The organism is Kribbella qitaiheensis (assembly GCF_014217565.1).
Taxonomy (GTDB): Bacteria; Actinomycetota; Actinomycetes; order Propionibacteriales; family Kribbellaceae; genus Kribbella; species Kribbella qitaiheensis_A.
Genome location: NZ_CP043661.1, coordinates 4,353,326 through 4,368,928, shown reverse-complemented (window position 1 = coordinate 4,368,928; position 15,603 = coordinate 4,353,326). Strand labels below are relative to the sequence as shown.

Annotated in this window: 13 protein-coding genes; 3 read left to right on the top strand and 10 right to left on the bottom strand. The window is 68.7% G+C overall.

Annotated features, from left to right (window positions below; genetic code table 11):
* Window positions 1-64: 64 nt before the first annotated feature.
* From F1D05_RS20590 to F1D05_RS20555, 8 genes are all read right to left on the bottom strand, one after another.
* Entirely contained in the window at window positions 65-1,213 is a 1,149-nt protein-coding gene (locus F1D05_RS20590) for an N-acetylmuramoyl-L-alanine amidase (protein ID WP_185441797.1), read from the bottom strand.
* 91 nt (window positions 1,214-1,304) lie between these two features.
* Window positions 1,305-1,622 carry a thioredoxin gene (gene trxA / locus F1D05_RS20585; RefSeq protein WP_428995034.1) on the bottom strand — a complete coding sequence of 106 codons (318 nt, stop codon included), beginning with the start codon at window positions 1,620-1,622 and terminating at the stop codon, window positions 1,305-1,307.
* 60 nt (window positions 1,623-1,682) lie between these two features.
* Window positions 1,683-2,669 carry a thioredoxin-disulfide reductase gene (gene trxB, locus F1D05_RS20580; RefSeq protein ID WP_185441795.1) on the bottom strand — a complete coding sequence of 329 codons (987 nt, stop codon included), beginning with the start codon at window positions 2,667-2,669 and terminating at the stop codon, window positions 1,683-1,685.
* A 119-nt stretch (window positions 2,670-2,788) separates the two neighbouring features.
* Entirely contained in the window at window positions 2,789-3,550 is a 762-nt protein-coding gene (locus F1D05_RS20575; protein WP_185441794.1) for an anti-sigma factor family protein, read from the bottom strand.
* Between the two features lie 103 nt (window positions 3,551-3,653).
* On the bottom strand, window positions 3,654-4,385 hold the full coding sequence (gene sigM, locus F1D05_RS20570; protein ID WP_246485808.1) for an RNA polymerase sigma factor SigM: 732 nt from the start codon (window positions 4,383-4,385) through the stop codon (window positions 3,654-3,656).
* Window positions 4,382-6,040 carry a protein kinase family protein gene (locus F1D05_RS20565; RefSeq protein WP_185441793.1) on the bottom strand — a complete coding sequence of 553 codons (1,659 nt, stop codon included), beginning with the start codon at window positions 6,038-6,040 and terminating at the stop codon, window positions 4,382-4,384. Before F1D05_RS20565 ends, sigM begins: the two co-directional genes overlap by 4 nt.
* Window positions 6,041-6,130: 90 nt before the next feature.
* Entirely contained in the window at window positions 6,131-7,786 is a 1,656-nt protein-coding gene (murJ, locus tag F1D05_RS20560) for a murein biosynthesis integral membrane protein MurJ (protein ID WP_185441792.1), read from the bottom strand.
* Entirely contained in the window at window positions 7,779-10,124 is a 2,346-nt protein-coding gene (locus tag F1D05_RS20555; protein ID WP_246485807.1) for a hypothetical protein, read from the bottom strand. The genes murJ and F1D05_RS20555 overlap by 8 nt, the downstream gene beginning before the upstream one ends.
* Window positions 10,125-10,352: 228 nt before the next feature.
* Here F1D05_RS20555 and F1D05_RS20550 point away from each other — a divergent pair, with 228 nt between their 5' ends.
* Window positions 10,353-11,774, top strand: a complete 1,422-nt coding sequence (locus F1D05_RS20550; RefSeq protein WP_185449277.1) for a CCA tRNA nucleotidyltransferase — start codon at window positions 10,353-10,355, stop codon at window positions 11,772-11,774.
* Window positions 11,775-12,256: 482 nt separating this feature from the next.
* On the opposite strand, the gene F1D05_RS20545 is transcribed toward F1D05_RS20550, so the two are convergent.
* On the bottom strand, window positions 12,257-13,078 hold the full coding sequence (locus F1D05_RS20545; RefSeq protein ID WP_185441791.1) for an aminotransferase class IV: 822 nt from the start codon (window positions 13,076-13,078) through the stop codon (window positions 12,257-12,259).
* Between the two features lie 62 nt (window positions 13,079-13,140).
* On the opposite strand from F1D05_RS20545, the gene F1D05_RS20540 reads away from it, so the two are divergent.
* Entirely contained in the window at window positions 13,141-13,755 is a 615-nt protein-coding gene (locus F1D05_RS20540) for a hypothetical protein (RefSeq protein WP_246486881.1), read from the top strand.
* Here F1D05_RS20540 and F1D05_RS20535 read toward each other — a convergent pair.
* Window positions 13,743-14,207: a GNAT family N-acetyltransferase gene (locus F1D05_RS20535; RefSeq protein ID WP_185441789.1), complete on the bottom strand. Its 465-nt coding sequence runs from the start codon at window positions 14,205-14,207 to the stop codon at window positions 13,743-13,745. The genes F1D05_RS20540 and F1D05_RS20535 overlap by 13 nt on opposite strands.
* Before the next feature lie 116 nt (window positions 14,208-14,323).
* Between F1D05_RS20535 and F1D05_RS20530 the strand changes: the two genes are divergently transcribed.
* Window positions 14,324-15,592, top strand: a complete 1,269-nt coding sequence (locus F1D05_RS20530; protein ID WP_246485806.1) for an amidase — start codon at window positions 14,324-14,326, stop codon at window positions 15,590-15,592.
* Window positions 15,593-15,603 lie beyond the last annotated feature (11 nt).

Here is a 15,603-nt window from a genome sequence, read left to right as displayed (position 1 = left end):
AGCGACACCACCCCAGGTTGGTTTCTAACCAAAACCATAGCGGAGCGGTGGGTTATTGGCAGGCCTAGACGGTGAGTTGGCCGAAACGGAGCATTCCGGTCGCGGCGTCCTGCTCCGGCGGGAGGTACACCCGCTGGATCGCGACCACGATCGCCTCGGCCACGACGTCCCGGAAGTCCGGGTCCGCCAGCCGCGACGAATCGTGCGGGTTCGTCACGTAGCCGATCTCGAGCCGTACGGCGGGCATCTTGGTCCGCCGCAGCAGGTCCCAGGTCTTGGCATGCGTCCGGCAGTTCAGCAGATCGGTACGGGCGACGACCTCGCGCTGGACCAGGCCGGCGAACTGCTCGCCGACGCTGGACGAAGCGCCATGCAGGTCGGCGCCGTAGTAATAGGTCGCCACGCCCTGCGCAGCCGGGTTCATCGACCCGTCGGTGTGCAGGGAGACGCAGAGGTTCGCGTCCGTCTCGTTGGCGAACGCCGCCCGGGCCAGCTCATCCGGGCCCTGATCCCGGCCGCGGGACAGGTAAGCCCGTACGCCGGTGGCGCCGAGGCGACCCTCGATCCGCGAGGCGAGGTCGTAGGCCACGTCCGACTCGCGCAGCCCGAGGCCTTCCCAGCCGTAGTCGAAACCACCATGGCCAGGATCGATCACGACGGTCTTCCCGGACAGCCGCGGACCAGCCGCCCGAACCGCCTCGGAAGCGCGCAGCGCATCCGGCCGGCCACCGGTCGCCATCGGGCGGATCCGCTGCAGGGCCTTGAAGGTGGACGGGCCGCAGGTGCCGTCGGACGGCAGGCCCATGTTGCGCTGGAACTCGGTCACCGCGCGCTGGGTGTCCGGTCCGAAGATCCCGTCGATCCGGGCGACGGCGAAGCCGAGCTCCTGCAGTTTCGACTGCAGACTGGCCACGTCGTCGCCGGTGAGCGGGTGCGAGACGACGTACGTCAGCAGCCGGTCGCCCAGCCGCCAACGGGCGTCGTCGATCGCGCGATACGTCTGCGGACCGACGATCCCGTCGATCATCAGTCCGCGAGCCTGCTGGAACCCCCGGACGGCCTGAGCGGTCGCTTCGTCGTACACGTAGTGATCACCGGGCTGCAGCAGCCCGAGCCGCTGCAGTTTGCCGATGATCTCGGCGACCGCGTCCCCGCTGTCGCCGATCCGGTAGATCCTGGCGCCATGCGGGCCATCCAACGAGTTCCCGGCCATCAGTGCTCCTTGCTGCCGTGCGGCGGAAAGTGCCCAGACCCCTCCGGGCCGGGCACTCAAGCTGTACTGCGTCAGCCGGTACTGAGCTGATTCAGCTCGTGAAGGCGGCCAGTTCCTTGAGCAGCGCTGCCTTCGGCTTCGCTCCCACGATGGACTTGGCCAGCTCACCGTTCACGTAGACATTGATGGTAGGGATACCGGTGACGCGGTAGTTGCTCGGGGTGACCGGGTTCTCGTCCACGTTCATCTTCAGGAAGGTGAGCTTGTCGCTGTGCTCGCCGGCCAGCTCCTCCAGGATCGGGGAGACCTGACGGCACGGGCCACACCACTCGGCCCAGAAGTCCACCAGTACGGGCTTGTCGCTCTTCAGCACCGTGCCCTCGAACTCGGCGTCGGTCACGGCGTTCATCTTCTCGCCCACGGCGATCTCCTTCGGTTTGCTGCTCGAAATGGTGTCGGTGGTTCGGAGTCAGACGCTGACCGGCTCGGTGGCCGCGGCGGCCGCCGCGTTCTCAGCGTGTTCCAGTGTCGCCAGGAAGCGCTCGGCGTCCAACGCGGCCGAACAGCCCGTACCGGCGGCCGTGACGGCCTGGCGGTAGGTGTGGTCGACCAGGTCGCCGGCGGCGAAGACGCCGGGCAGGTTGGTGTTCGTGGAGCCGCTCTGGACCAGCACGTAGCCCTCCTCGTCCAGGTGGACCTGGCCCTTGACCAGCTCCGAGCGCGGGTCGTGGCCGATCGCGATGAACAGGCCGGTGACGGGCAGCTCGCGGGTGTCACCGGTGACGGTGTCGCGCAAGGTGATCCCGGTCAGCTTGTCCTCGCCCTGGATCGAGGCGACCTCGGAGTTCCAGGCGAACTCGATCTTGTCGTTGGTGAAGGCCCGCTCGGCCATGATCTTCGAGGCGCGCAACTGGTCGCGACGGTGCACGATCGTCACCTTGTCGGCGAACCGGGTCAGGAAGGTCGCCTCCTCGATGGCGGTGTCGCCACCACCGACGACGGCGATCTCGTGCTGGCGGAAGAAGAAGCCGTCACAGGTCGCACACCAGGACACGCCGTGGCCGGACATCCGGTCCTCGTCGGGCAGGCCCAGCTTGCGGTAGCCCGAGCCCATCGCGAGGATCACGGTCCGGGCCCGGTGCACGGTGCCGGCGGAGTCGGTGACGGACTTGGTGTCGCCGGTCAGGTCGACCTCGACGATGTCGTCGGCGATCAGCTCGGCGCCGAAGCGCTCGGCCTGCGTGCGCATCTCGTCCATCAGGGCCGGGCCCATGATGCCCTCGGAGAAACCGGGGTAGTTCTCCACCTCGGTCGTCGTCATCAGCGCGCCGCCGGCGGTGACCGAGCCTTCGAAGACCAGCGGGGCCAGCTGCGCGCGGGCCGCGTACACCGCGGCTGTGTATCCGGCCGGGCCGGAGCCGATGATGATGACGTTGCGGACGACTGCGTCGCTCATGAAGTGGGTTCCTCGGTTGTCGTCGAGTGGTACGTCGTACTCAACGGATCCTAGAGGCCGACCATTCCCACGGTACCCACTCCTCGCCGCCCGCACGCCGCAGGCTCACGGCGTCGGCATCACTTGTTGCGCAGCGTCACCGTGGTGTCGTAGAACGGGCTGGCGACGCTACCAACGTCACTACAACCGGTGACCACGAAGACCTGGATGTCTCGCGGCGAAGCGCCTTGCAGACCGACCATCGTGGCGCGCTTACCGTCTACCTTCGTAGGCTGCACCAGCAGGAGCGGCGGGCTGGACCTGCCGGCGGCGAACGCCTTGGCACAGTTGATCTCGGCGACATCCCCGTGCAGGACAGGTCCGTTGGCCTTCTCCAGCCAGCGCTGCGCCTGCGGACCGACCTGGTCGGTGCTCAGCGCCGGCACCGCGTCCGCGGGCGGGGACGTGCTGATCCCGGCCGCGCCCTCGTTGCTGCGATCCATCGTGCTGATCACCACACCGGTCCCGGCCGCGGCAACAGCGAGCACGGCGGCCGCGGCCAGGATCACCTTCGGCAGATGGCGACGCGGCTCCTCGCGGAGCTGGGCCAGGGAATGAACGCCGATGGTCGAGGATCGCAGTACGGACTCGGACACGATCACGGCGTCCAGGTGCTCGGCGACGTGGAGCGGGATCGGGATGTCGGCCCGACCCTCGTCGGCGAGATCCTCGGTCAGCTGCAGCAGCGCGTCGTACGTCTGCTGGCAGTCGGGACAGGCCTTCACATGTTCACGAGCGCGATGTGCCTCGGGCGCGGGCAGCAGGTTCTCGATCAGGTCGGCGATCGTGTCCGTGGACAGATGGTCGAGGTGCTCACTGGTCGGCAGACCGGATTCGGTCATCGGGAACTCGCCCCCTTGTAGGAGGTGCGCAAAGTGGTCATCGCTGAAATGCTCCGGGATCGCGGGTCATGGGTGGGCGACCCCGCTTCGACGGCAGACCCGTTCATTCGGTTCCCACCGCGTCCGTGCTCGTCTTCGCCTTCTTCTCGGCCACCGCGTCAGCCTGTACTCCGGCGCTCCCGCCGCGGGTCGTCTGCCAGTGCCGCAGCAGCGGCAGCAGCTTGGCCCGGCCGCGGGCACACCGGCTCTTCACCGTGCCCGGCGCACAGCCGAGGATGGCGGCCGCCTCCTCGATCGAGTAGCCCTCCATGTCGACCAGCACGAGCGCGCTGCGCTGGTCGGTGTTGATCTGCTTGAGCGCGTGCAGGACGTCGAGCCGGCGCTCGCGGACCTCGGCCGGATCGTCCCCGGCGGGTCCGGCCAGCTCGGCCGCGCGGTCCTCGTCCTCCGGCAGCGGATCGGCCTGCCGCACCTGGCGGCGACGGATCCGGTCCAGGCAGGCGTTCACCACGATCCGGTGCAGCCAGGTGGTCACCTTGGCGTCGCCGCGGAACGAGTCGGCCCGGCGGAACGCGGAGATGAACGCCTCCTGGAGCGCGTCCGCCGCCTCCTCGGGCTCGCCGAGAGTACGGATCGCGACCGCCCACATCCGGTCCCGGTGCCGCTTGACCAGGTAGCCGAAGGCGTCCGGGTTACCGGCCACGTGCAGCCGGAGCAGCTCGTGGTCGTCCATCGTCTCGTAAGTCGCGTGGGACGCGTGGGACGCGTTCGCGGGGCCGATCCGGGGAACCTCTGAGCGGGGCGGCGGGGTCGGACCTGAATCTAGAGACGTCATTTCTGGACCGCGACCTCCGCGATCTCGCCTTGGTAGTCGCTGCCGACCTTGGGCAGACTCGTCAGCCAGACCAGCACGAATCGCGTCTGGGCCGGCGTGGAGGGCTTGAGCACCGCGGATTCTCCGGCGTCCTCGAGCGAGGCGACCGACTTCCAGCCCTTGACCGTCGTCGGTGCGGAGGTCGCTCCCGGGTCGGTCGGCACCATCAGCTCGAGGTTCGTCGGGTCACCGACCAGCGTGACCGTCACCTGCGACACGTTGGTGGCCTGGCCGAGGTCGTACCAGATCCCGACGCCCTTCTTCTGGCCGCCGAGATCCGGCCGCTTGAAGTACGACTGGGTCGTCCAGGTGGTGTCGGTCTTGCCGTCGTAGGTCTTCTTCACGTCTTCCGAGTGCTCCGCGCCGTTGCCGTCCGGCGGCGGGTCGAAGTCCTTGGCAGCGACGATGGTGGCCTTCGCGTTCGTCACCGGCGGCGGACCGCTGGTGGTGGGCGTGCCCTTGTCGCCGTTGTCGTTGCCGGTCTGATCGTTGTTGATCGCGCCCTTGACCAGGAACTGCGCGATGCCGATCACGGACAGCAGCGCGAGGATGGCGAGCAGGATCAGGATCCGGCCGCCCCAGCTGCCGCGCTGCTTCGGCTCGTCGTTCGGGGGCTTGCGCCGGCCGTGGCCGTTCTGGCTGGGCGGCTGCTGCCGGCGTACGGGCCTGGTCTCTGCCGCCGTCGCGTACGACGGTTGCGGCGCTGCCTGGCCGTTGCCGTTCTGGTAGGTGGGTGTCGGGTCCAGAGCAGGCGGGACCTGCACCGGCGGGGCCACCTGGGTGGCGTCGTCGACGCTGCCGTTCTGCCGTGCGACCGCGACTGTCTCGTCCATCTGGCTCGGCGGCTCGTGGGAGCTGCCGACCACGCCCGACAGAGCGGCGGACAGACCGGCCGCGCTGGTGATCGCCGCCGAGTGGTGCCGGGGCGGGTCACCGAGCAGCCGGTCGGCGATGTCGTCGAGGGAGCGCGGCACGCCTGCGCGAACCTGTCGCGGGCTGAGCAGCCGGCCGTGTTCGACCGGAGCGGGCTGGAGCCCCCAGGCCGGGCCCGAGCTGGGCCACCGGCCGGTCAGGGAGGCGTAGAGCAGCTCACCGAGCGCGCGGACGTCCTCCTCCGGCGTACCGGGGCCGGCGGAGCGGAGTGCGGCTTCGGTGGCCAGGCCGACGACCTTGATCGCGCCCGCATCCGTCACGACGACCGTGGATGGGCTGATCGAGCCGTGGGAGTGTCCGGTGCGGTGCAGGTTCTCCAGCGCCTCGGAGACCTCCCTGGCCAGCCAGCCGGCTTGCTGACCGGTCAGGGGACCGGTGCTGAGCATCCGCTCCAGCGGGCGGCCACCGGCCCACTCGCGGACGCAGTACGTGACGCCTTCGTGCATGTCGCAGTCCAGCACCCGGAGGAATCGCGGGTCGGCCGCGGCGGCCGCACGGCGGGCCGCGTCGAAGAGCAGGTCGGTCCGCGGATCGCCGACCGGGAGGACGTCCACGACCACCGGGCGGCTCAGGATCTCGTCCACCGCGCGCCAGACGCGCGCGCCGTCGATCTCCGCGAGCAGCTCAGCAATCCGGTAGCGCCCGGCAATCAGAGCACCCGGACTGACTGTCTGGTTCGACACGGGGTCTCTCGCCCTCCTTGATGGCACTGGTCAGATCGCAGCCCCATGCTAATGCCCCGGTCACGTCAAGCGGGGTGCACAAGCGCTCGATCAGGCGCCGCGACCGCGCCCGGGCAGCTTCGATGTGACCATGGACACCACGTCAGTGACCTCGTGGATACGTAGTACCCGGGCCACCCCGACGTACACCGGCAGCATCACGACAGCCGCGATCGCCAGCAGCAGTGCCGAGGTGATCGGGCCGTTCCAGGTGGTGACCGAGTCGATCAGGCTGATCACCACGCGACCGACTCCCGCTCCAGCGACCGCCGCGATGATCATGGCCAGCATCGGCAGCCCGATCCCCGCCCCGGACACGTGCGGGATCCGGCGGGCCAGGACACGGCGCGACAGCAGTACGGCGACCAGGTAGGCGATCGAGTACGCCGCGCCGAGCATCACACCGCTGTAGCGCAGGTGCTCCTTGTCGAGCAGCACCCGAACGCCGATCAGGGCGGCAGCGATGTTGGTGGCGGCGATCGCGCACTGCATGAAGAACGGGGTCCGGGTGTCCTCGAAGGCATAGAACGTGCGCAGCTGGAAGTACTGCACGGTGAACGGGACCACGCCGAGCGCGAGCGCCATCAGCGTGTAGGCCATCAACTGGGTGTTGCCCTTGCCCGCGCCGTACCCGGAGATCACGGTGGTGATCGGATGGGCGAACGCGATCATCGCGGCGGCGGCCGGGATCACGATGGCCAGCGTCTGCCGGACCGACCTGGCCGAGAGCAGGGCCACCCCGGCGACGTCGCCGTCCGATGCCAGGGCCGACATCTGCGGCAGCGCGGCCGTCGCGAGCGAGACGGTCACGATGCCGTGCGGCACCAGGATGATCAGCATCGCCGTGCTGTAGGCGACCAGACCCGCCTTGGAGCCAGGTGTGTCCGAGGCGCTACCGGCGATGGCGAGCTGGGTGACCACCACGAGCGTCACCTGGTTGACGGCGACGAACAGCACTGTCCACAGGCCGAGCCGGGCGGTCTGGCCGAGGCCGGTGCCACGCAGGCCGAACTTCGGTACGTAGTGGTGGCCGCTGGCGCGCAGGTACGGCAGCATCACCAGCAGCTGTACGGCGATGCCGAGGGTGTGCCCGAGCCCGAGCAGCAGCTCCTCGCCGTGGCTGAAGGTCGGCGGGTTGGCACCCGACCGGTAGATGAAGAGGAAGGCCACGATCGACGCGCAGGCGACGATGTTGTTCGCGATCGGCGCCCACATCATCGGGCCGAACCGGCGCCGCGCGTTCAGCACCTGGCCGACCAGCACGTACGCGCCGTAGAAGAAGATCTGCGGCAGGCAGAGCCGGACGAACATGATCATCGACGCGCGCTCGGAGGCCCGCGACGGATCGTGCAGCTCCTTCGGCAGGTAGAGCTCGGCGATCAGCGGTGAGAGCAGCACACACGCGACGGTGACGACGGCGAGTACGACGAAGCCGAAGGTGAGCAGCCGGTTGGTGAAGTCCTGGCCGCCGTCGTCGTGGTTCTTGATCGCGCGGACCAGTTGCGGCACCAGCACCGTGTTGAAGACGCCGCCGGCCAGCAGGATGTAGAGGCTGTTCGGGATCGTGTTCGCGGCGGTGAAGATGTCGCCGCGCAACGCAGTACCGATGGCTGCGGCGAGCAGGGCGATCCGGACGAATCCGAGCAGGCGGGACAGCACCGTTCCGGCTGCCATCACCGCCGCGGAGCGCAGGGTGCGGTCAGCCATCCTTCGTCCCGACTCCTTCTTTCAAGTTCTCTTGGGCATGACCGTTGGGCTCAGGCGTGACCGTGAGCCGCGGCTGTAGTTCGTCGGTAGGTGGCTCGACCGAGTCGGTGACCGGCTCGGCCGGCTCTTCGGAGTCCAGCGGCGCCGGGTGCAGCGGGTCCGATCCGGGCTCGGCCGGGGTCGGGTTCCGCTTCTCCGAGCGGATCCGGCGGTAGATGCGGACCGCCGACGTACCGAACAGCAGTGCGCAGGCGGCACCGACCAGGATCCAGCCGACACTGCCGTACTGCGCGGCCTGGATCACCAACTCCTGCGACTTGCCGACCGGAACCTGCTGGAACGAGATCACCTCGGCCTCGGCCTTGATCAGGCCGTTCTGCTCGGCGCTCGCCTTGATCTGGAAGGTCGCCTTCTGGTGCGGCGGGACGATCTTCTGCTGGATCGGCTGGATCCGCAGGTCGTCGCGGTTCGGTGACGACACCGCGACGCTGATCCGGATCGTGACGTCCAGGCCGTTCTCGACGGTCAGCGGGAACTGGCCCTTGCTGCCGGACAGGTTCACCTTGATCGCCCGGTGCTGTCCGCGTTCGCCGCCGGCGTTGGTGACCAGGTGCACCTTGTTGAGCTGCGAGGACACCCCGCCCTGCTCGTAGCCGATGAACCGCTGGGCCTCGTCGGTGAACCCGCGCCAGCCGTAGGAGCCGGCCCGGAGCAACGCCCGGCGCAGGTTCTCGTCGGCCTGCTCGACGTTGTTCAGCAGCGAGATGAAGGTGTTCGTGGAGTTGCTGAGCTGCCTGATCTGATCGAGCTGCGGGCCGGTCAGGCCGGACGCCGGGCGGGTTGCGGCCGGCGCCTTGGTGACCACCGGCTTCGGGGCGGTGATGTCGTTCAGCGTGACCGGCGTGATCCAGGGGAGGGTGAGCCCCTGCAGCAGTTGGGCGGTGGCCTGGCCGTCCTGGTCCCAGCCGCGCGGCGGGATGGCGACCACGGAGATCGGGCCCTTGCCGGTCGAGGCCAGCAGTTCGGTCTCGGCCGCGAAGCGCTGCCGGACCTGGAGCGGTGACGAGGCGTCCTCGGGGTCGGGACCGCCGGCCGTCAACGCCGAGTCCGCGATCACCGTTCGGACGCTCTTCACCGGGCCTTCGGGGGTGAGGACGTTGTACACCGGTGAGGGCGACAGGCTCGGCCGGTCGTCCGCGGGCCAGGAAGAACTGCTGACCAGCGTGGTGTCGTCCGACCTGGCCCCGGCGTACCCGGTGGAGGCAGCGGCGAGGTTGCGGCTGGTGACCGATGCGTTCTCGAGCCAGAGCCCGGAGCTGAATCCTTGGGCACCGCCGAGGTTGTACTGCTCAGTGGCCGCCCGGGACTGGCTGACCAGGTCACGCAGGCCGTTGCCGCCCTCGATCAGGCCGGCCGCGTCCGGATCGCCGTACGGGAGCAGGACGACCGGGTTCTTGGCGCGGGTGGCGTCGAACGCCCGCAGCCAGCTCGCGACCGCCTTCGCGCCGGTGCCGGGACTGCTGATGTTGTTGTCACCGACCACGCGATAGCCGTCGCGCATCTGCCGGGCCTCGTCGAGCATGGCCGGATCGACCAGCCAGGTGACCTTCTGCTTCTGGCCGAGGGCGAGCAGCCGGCCGAGCGGTCCGGTCGGTGCCATCGACTGGGCCAGCGACTCGTTGGCGAAGCGGTCGTTGCCGAGCATCGTCGGCCGGTGCCGCAGCGGCAGTACGACCGCCGTGTTCACCTTGCGGGCGGTCGGCTTGCCGTCGATCACCGGCATCAGCACCCGGCTCCGGCCGGCCGTGATCCGGCTCTCCTGCTTGTCACCGTCGACCACGGTCGCGACGTTGCCGCGGAACATCACGCCTACCGCGTACACACCGGGCTTGTTGCCGATGTGCCACTCGTCCCAAGGAACCAGCAGCTGGAACCTGACCGTCGCCTTGGGGGCGAGCGCGTCGGTATAAGCCTGGAAGGTGGTCGAGTTGGGGTTGTCGAGACCGTGGCAGGTGTTCCGGTTGTTGACCGGCTTGTTCTGCTCGGTCGGGATCGCGGCGATCTCGGCCCGGGTGGTCACCCGCTCCTCGTCGATACAGGCGATCGCCTGCGGGTTCGCGATGGTGGCGTTGCTGGTGTTCGTGACCCGGCCGGTGATCGTCACGGCCTGACCCGGCTTCGGGGTCGCCGGGCTGAACGAATCGATCGCCACGTCGACCACCGGGTCGTCCGCGGCCGGGCTCGCGATGGCCGTCGGCGCGGCGAGAACCGTTGCCGACGCAACGATCATCAGGCTCGCCGCCGTCGTCGCGGAGAGCCTCAGTCGCCGTCTGAACACGCCGTCACCGTAACCTAGTGTGCCGTTGAGGGGACTACTCGGCGCCGGGAGCACCCAGGCAGGCACCTCGCTGCGTTGGACAGGCGGCCACGATGAACCCCGCATCGAGGCCGCCTGTCCGCCTTGCGAAGCACCTGCCTGGGCACCCCCGTCACTCGAGTACTCCCCTCAACGGCACACTAGTTCTCCGTGTCCTCTACTGCCGACCGTTCTGTCACTCCTGGATCACTGTCCGCAGTACAGCGGAAAGGTGTCCAAGCGTTGCTGGAGCTCGCACCTGTCGTCGACGAACTGGGTGCCCGGTTCGCCGCGGCCGGCCATGAGCTGGCCCTGGTCGGAGGTCCTGTCCGGGACATTCTGCTGGGTCGGGGGAGCAAGGACCTGGACTTCGCCAGCTCGGCCCGGCCGGAGGCGGTGGAGAAGCTGCTGGCCGGCTGGGCGGACCATGTCTGGGATATCGGCAAGGACTTCGGCACCATCGGTTGTCGGAAGGGCGAGTGGATCCTCGAGATCACCACTTACCGGTCGGAGTCCTACGATCCCACCTCACGCAACCCCGAGGTTTCCTACGGCGACAACCTCCCCGACGACCTGTCCCGGCGTGACTTCGCGATGAACGCGATGGCGGTCCGGCTCCCGTCGCACGAGTTCGTCGACCCGTACGGCGGGTTGGAGGACGTCGCCGCCAAGGTGATCCGGACGCCTGGATCGCCCGAGAGTTCGTTCTCCGACGACCCGCTGCGGATGATGCGCGCGGCCCGGTTCGCCGCCCAGTTGGGGTTCACGCCCGACCCGGCCGTGGTGGCCGCGATGACGTCGATGGCCGACCGGATCACGATCGTGTCCGCCGAGCGGGTCCGCGACGAACTGATCAAGCTCGTCTGTGCGAAGTACCCCCGGATCGGGCTCGACCTGCTGGTGTCGACCGGCCTGGCCGACCACGTGCTGCCAGAGCTGCCCGCGTTGCGGCTGGAGCGGGACGAGCACCACCGGCACAAGGACGTCTACGAGCACTCGCTGATCGTGCTCGAGCAGGCGATCGAGCTGGAGCCGCGGCTGGGCGGCACCGAGCCGGACTTCATCAGCCGGTTCGCCGCGCTGATCCACGACATCGGCAAGCCGAAGACGCGCAAGTTCGAGGACGGCGGCAAGGTGACGTTCCACCACCACGACGCGGTCGGGGCGAAGCTGGCGAAGAAGCGGATGAAGGCGTTGCGGTTCAGCAACGAGCAGATCGAGCAGGTCGGCAAATTGGTCGAGTTGCACCTGCGCTTCCACGGCTACGGCACCGGCGAGTGGACCGATTCGGCCGTCCGCCGGTACGTCCGCGACGCCGGCGACCTGCTCTCGAGGCTGCACATCCTGACCCGGGCCGACTGCACGACCCGGAACAAGCGGAAGGCCGAGGCGCTCCGGTCGGCGTACGACGATCTGGAGGAGCGCATCGCCCGGCTCCGCGAGCAGGAGGAGCTGGACTCGATCCGGCCCGACCTCGACGGCAACCAGATCATGCAGATCCTCGGCATCGGCCCCGGCCGGGAGGTCGGCGAGGCCTACAAGTTCCTGATGGAGCTCCGGATGGACGAGGGCCCTCTCGACGAGGACCGCGCGAAGGAAGCCCTTCTCAGCTGGTGGAACAACCGCCCGTAGCCAGTGCCTCGTCAAGCAACGTTGGGGTGGTAATCGCCGCCCCCGGGTTCTGCGCGCGGATCGCGCGGATCGCGCGGATCACGGTGCGCCGGTGCGGTGATGGCGGGACGGTGATGGTGTAGCCACGCCGGGCTGGTGACGGGACCTTGGACAGGATGTCGGGGGCTCGGACAAGCTATTTCGTGTCCCAGCCCCCGGCAGGGTGTCCCAGCCCCCGGCAGGGTGTCCCAGCCCCCGGCATCCTGTCCAGCCCCCGGCAGGGTGTCCCACCCCCCGGCAGCACGTCCCGGATTCGGGCGGGGTTGCGACTGTGTGCACCGGATCTGTGATTCTGCGGCCGGTATCTGCTCAGTCGGTGCACAAAGTCGCGCTGCGGATGGCGGCCGCGGGTGAGGAGTCGGTGCTGAGGCGCGGCTGGGCGGCGCACTGGTCCAGCCAGGCTGACCACCGATTCCGACCTCAACGCTTCTTGTCGCGGCAAGCTAGATCAGATCAAGCGGGATCGCCGCGTGGGCCTTGGCGATCAGGTCTGCCGAGGCCGGGTCCGGCTTGTACTGCGTGGTCCCGGCCGGCGTGGTGACGGAGGCGACCGGCAGCGCGGGGTCGATCGAGTTGGTCAGGTACGCCGCGTCGTAGCCGGCGAGGTCGGTCAACGGGACAGCGACCGTTTCACGTGCAACGGCGAGCGCGTCCAGGCCGGCCTGCAACGAGAGCATGGTGATGCCGGGGAGGACGGCGGCATCCGGCCAGACGATCCGGCCGGCGGTGGCGAAGCAGACGTTCCAGATCGATGCCTCGGAGATATGACCGGAGCGGTCGTAGAAGAGCGCGTCGTCATACCCGGCCAGCTGTGCCTCGCGCCCGTAGTACAGCAAGGAGAAGGTGCCGGTGTGCTTGAGATGAGGGACAGGCCGCTCATGCTCGAAGGCGAGCAGGCGCGGCGGCTCAGCGGTGGGCGCCACCGGGTCCGACACGGTGATGAGGAGGTCGGGCTCGACCGGTATCCCCTGGCCGAACTTCACCCGGTCGCGACTGAAGGCGTTGACGCGGATGGATACGTCGGCCGACCAGGCGCGGTCGAGGGCGCCTCGCAGCGCTGACAGCAGCCGGTCGGCGGAGATGCCCTGGCCGAAGAGCTCGCGGGAGCTGTGGTCGAGGCGTTCGAGGTGGAGGGCGAGACCGCGGACGCGGCCGTCGCGGACCTGCATCGAGGTGAAGTGTCCGTAGGTGGCTGCGCGGAGCAATCCGTAGTTCGCTTCCGCGGGTGCGAGCGGTAGGCCGTTGAGTTCCAGGTTCTCGGTCACACCACCAGTCTGCGTGGACCGGTCCACCTGCATTGCTGGTCTAGTCTCGCGGCGTGGACCTCATGAGCATCATCGGGTGGGGCGGATCGGCGCTGGTCGTGGTGTCGCTGCTGCAGACCCGGATCCTTCGCCTGCGGTTCCTGAATCTGATCGGCTGCGTGATCCTGGTCGGCTTCAACCTCGCCATCCCGGTCTGGCCGATGGTCGGGATGAACGCCGTCCTGGCCGTCATCAACCTCGTCCACCTCTGGCGGCTGCTCCGGCACCGCCACGACGTGGAGGAGTACGCCGTCCTCGAGGTGAACGCAGGTGACGCGTACCTCGGCCACGTGCTGACCGCGCACGGCAACGACATCAGCAAGTTCAACCCGGGCTTCACCTTGGCCGCGAGCCCGTACGCCTTCCTGGTCCAGCGCGGCGAGCGCACGGTCGGCGTCGTACTCGCCCACGACGCCGGCGACGGCCGGGCCCAGATCGACCTGGACTACGTGCTCCCGAAGTACCGCGACTTCACTCCCGGCGAGTTCGTCTATCGCCGCAGCGACGTCTTCACCGACCACGGCTTCCAGCAGGTCCTCGCCTCACCCCGGATGCGCGACTCCGCCCCCTACCTCAACAAACTCGGCTTCCACCCCGACGGCAAGAACCTGGTCCTGGACCTTCCTCAGCCGGCCTGAGTCAGCTCTTTGGCGAAGCAGAGGGAGGCCGGTTCGTGTTCGAAGGGGGGATACGGCGGGGTGGGGGTGTAGCCGCGGTGGGTGTAAAGGGACACGGCTTCGCGCTGGGCGGTGCCGGTTTCGAGGCGGAGGCGGGTCAGGCCGAGGTGTAGGGCCTTGGCTTCGGCCTCGGCCAGGAGGAGGCGCGACAGGCCCCAGCCGCGCGAGGCCGGTTCGACGTACATGCGCTTGATCTCGCCGAGGCCGGGTGCGACCGGTTGCAGGCCGACACAGCCGACGGGAGTGCCGCCGACCAGGAGCAGGATGAACTGGATGTCTGTGTGCAGCCCGGCCAGCGGCTGGTCGTCGCCGTAGATGCCGGCCAGCTCGGCCTGCTGGGCGGTGGTGAGCGTGACGATGTCCGGGTCGGTGGTGACCGCCGGCCGCAGTTCCACTTCGTCGATCAGAGTCATGGCCGCGACGGTAGCAACGAGCCGTGACGCTGCTGTTTCGCTTTCCTCACCGCGGGACCGAGGCATTGTGAGACTGACGCGGAGAGCTCCACCGTCGACGTGCTCTGATATTGGGTGTGGAGTCCATCGAGGCGATTGCCGCGTCCGTCCGAAGTGGTGTTGTCGATCCGGTCGAGTTGGTAGAGCAGGCACTCAAGCGCGCCGAGGAGACGGCTGGGTTGAACGCGGTTGTTCATCTGGATGCGGATGGCGCTCGCGAGGCTGCTGCCAGGCACGACCGGACGGGTGCGCTGGCGGGCATCCCTGTGCTGGTGAAGGAGATCATCGAGGTCGAAGGGCTGCCGTATCGCTGTGGCTCGCTCACGATGGATGGACTCGGCACCAGCGATGCGGACGTCGTACGGCGGTTGCGGGCGGCCGGGGCGATCGTGATCGGGCTCAGTCACAGCCACGAGTTCGCCTACGGGTGCACTGGCACCTCCAACAGGGAAGGGCCGTGCCACAACCCACACGACCCTTCGCGGATCACCGGTGGTTCCAGTGCCGGCGCAGCAGTTGCAGTGGCAGCCGGTGTCGTCCAACTCGCGATCGGCACGGACACTGCCGGGTCGGTGCGGATCCCTGCCGCACTGTGCGGAGTGGTCGGCTTCAAGCCCGCCCGGGGCACGCTGCCCACCAACGGCGTCTTCCCGCTCTCCCAGAGCCTTGACCACGTCGGCGTACTCACAGCCACGGTCGCCGACGCGCAGTACGCCGTCGACTCCCTCACCGGCCAACAGACAAGCCGTACTGCGGGCCCGCCGCGGCTCGGGCTGGCGCTGAACCCGGAACACCTCGACTGCTCACCGGAGGTGCTTGGTCTCTGGACGACCGCGATAGCGAAACTCCAAGCGGCCGGTGCCGCCACCACTAGGCTGCAGCTGCCCGACTGGACCGAGACCAACCAGGTCGCCATCGACCTGCAGGGCCCTGAGGCGGTCGCGAACCACGTCGGCCGAGACATCGACGCCTACCAACTCGACGTCCAGGAGCGATTGCGGGAAGCGGCCGAGGTACCGGCCTGGCGCTATGTCCGAGCCCGTGATCGAGTCGGCTCCCTGACAGCCGAGCTCAGGGTGGCCCTCGGTGGCGTCGATGCCTTGCTGATGCCGACCGTGCAGCTCGTCGCGCCGACGTTCGAGGAGGTCAGAGCCGACTCCACGAACATCCGCGCCAAGCTGCTCCGTAACACCCGCCTGGCCAACCTGACCGGCTACCCGGCGTACAGCATCCCGCTGCCGACGGCCAGTCTCCCGGTCGGGCTCCAAGTCATTGCCCTGGACAACCAATCGGCCGGCCAGGTCGCCCACTGGATCGAGAACGCCCTGATCTCCCGCCCCGAGTGACGAGGCGGGAG

Excerpts from the sequence above, each read along its gene's own strand:
- F1D05_RS20535 (WP_185441789.1), bottom strand. The coding sequence starts at position 14,207 with ATGACTCTGATCGACGAAGTGGAACTGCGGCCGGCGGTCACCACCGAC.
- F1D05_RS20590 (WP_185441797.1), bottom strand. The coding sequence starts at position 1,213 with ATGGCCGGGAACTCGTTGGATGGCCCGCATGGCGCCAGGATCTACCGG.
- murJ (WP_185441792.1), bottom strand. The coding sequence starts at position 7,786 with ATGGCTGACCGCACCCTGCGCTCCGCGGCGGTGATGGCAGCCGGAACG.
- trxB (WP_185441795.1), bottom strand. The coding sequence starts at position 2,669 with ATGAGCGACGCAGTCGTCCGCAACGTCATCATCATCGGCTCCGGCCCG.
- F1D05_RS20540 (WP_246486881.1), top strand. The coding sequence starts at position 13,141 with ATGAGCATCATCGGGTGGGGCGGATCGGCGCTGGTCGTGGTGTCGCTG.
- F1D05_RS20575 (WP_185441794.1), bottom strand. The coding sequence starts at position 3,550 with ATGACCGAATCCGGTCTGCCGACCAGTGAGCACCTCGACCATCTGTCC.
- sigM (WP_246485808.1), bottom strand. The coding sequence starts at position 4,385 with ATGACGTCTCTAGATTCAGGTCCGACCCCGCCGCCCCGCTCAGAGGTT.
- trxA (WP_428995034.1), bottom strand. The coding sequence starts at position 1,622 with ATGAACGCCGTGACCGACGCCGAGTTCGAGGGCACGGTGCTGAAGAGC.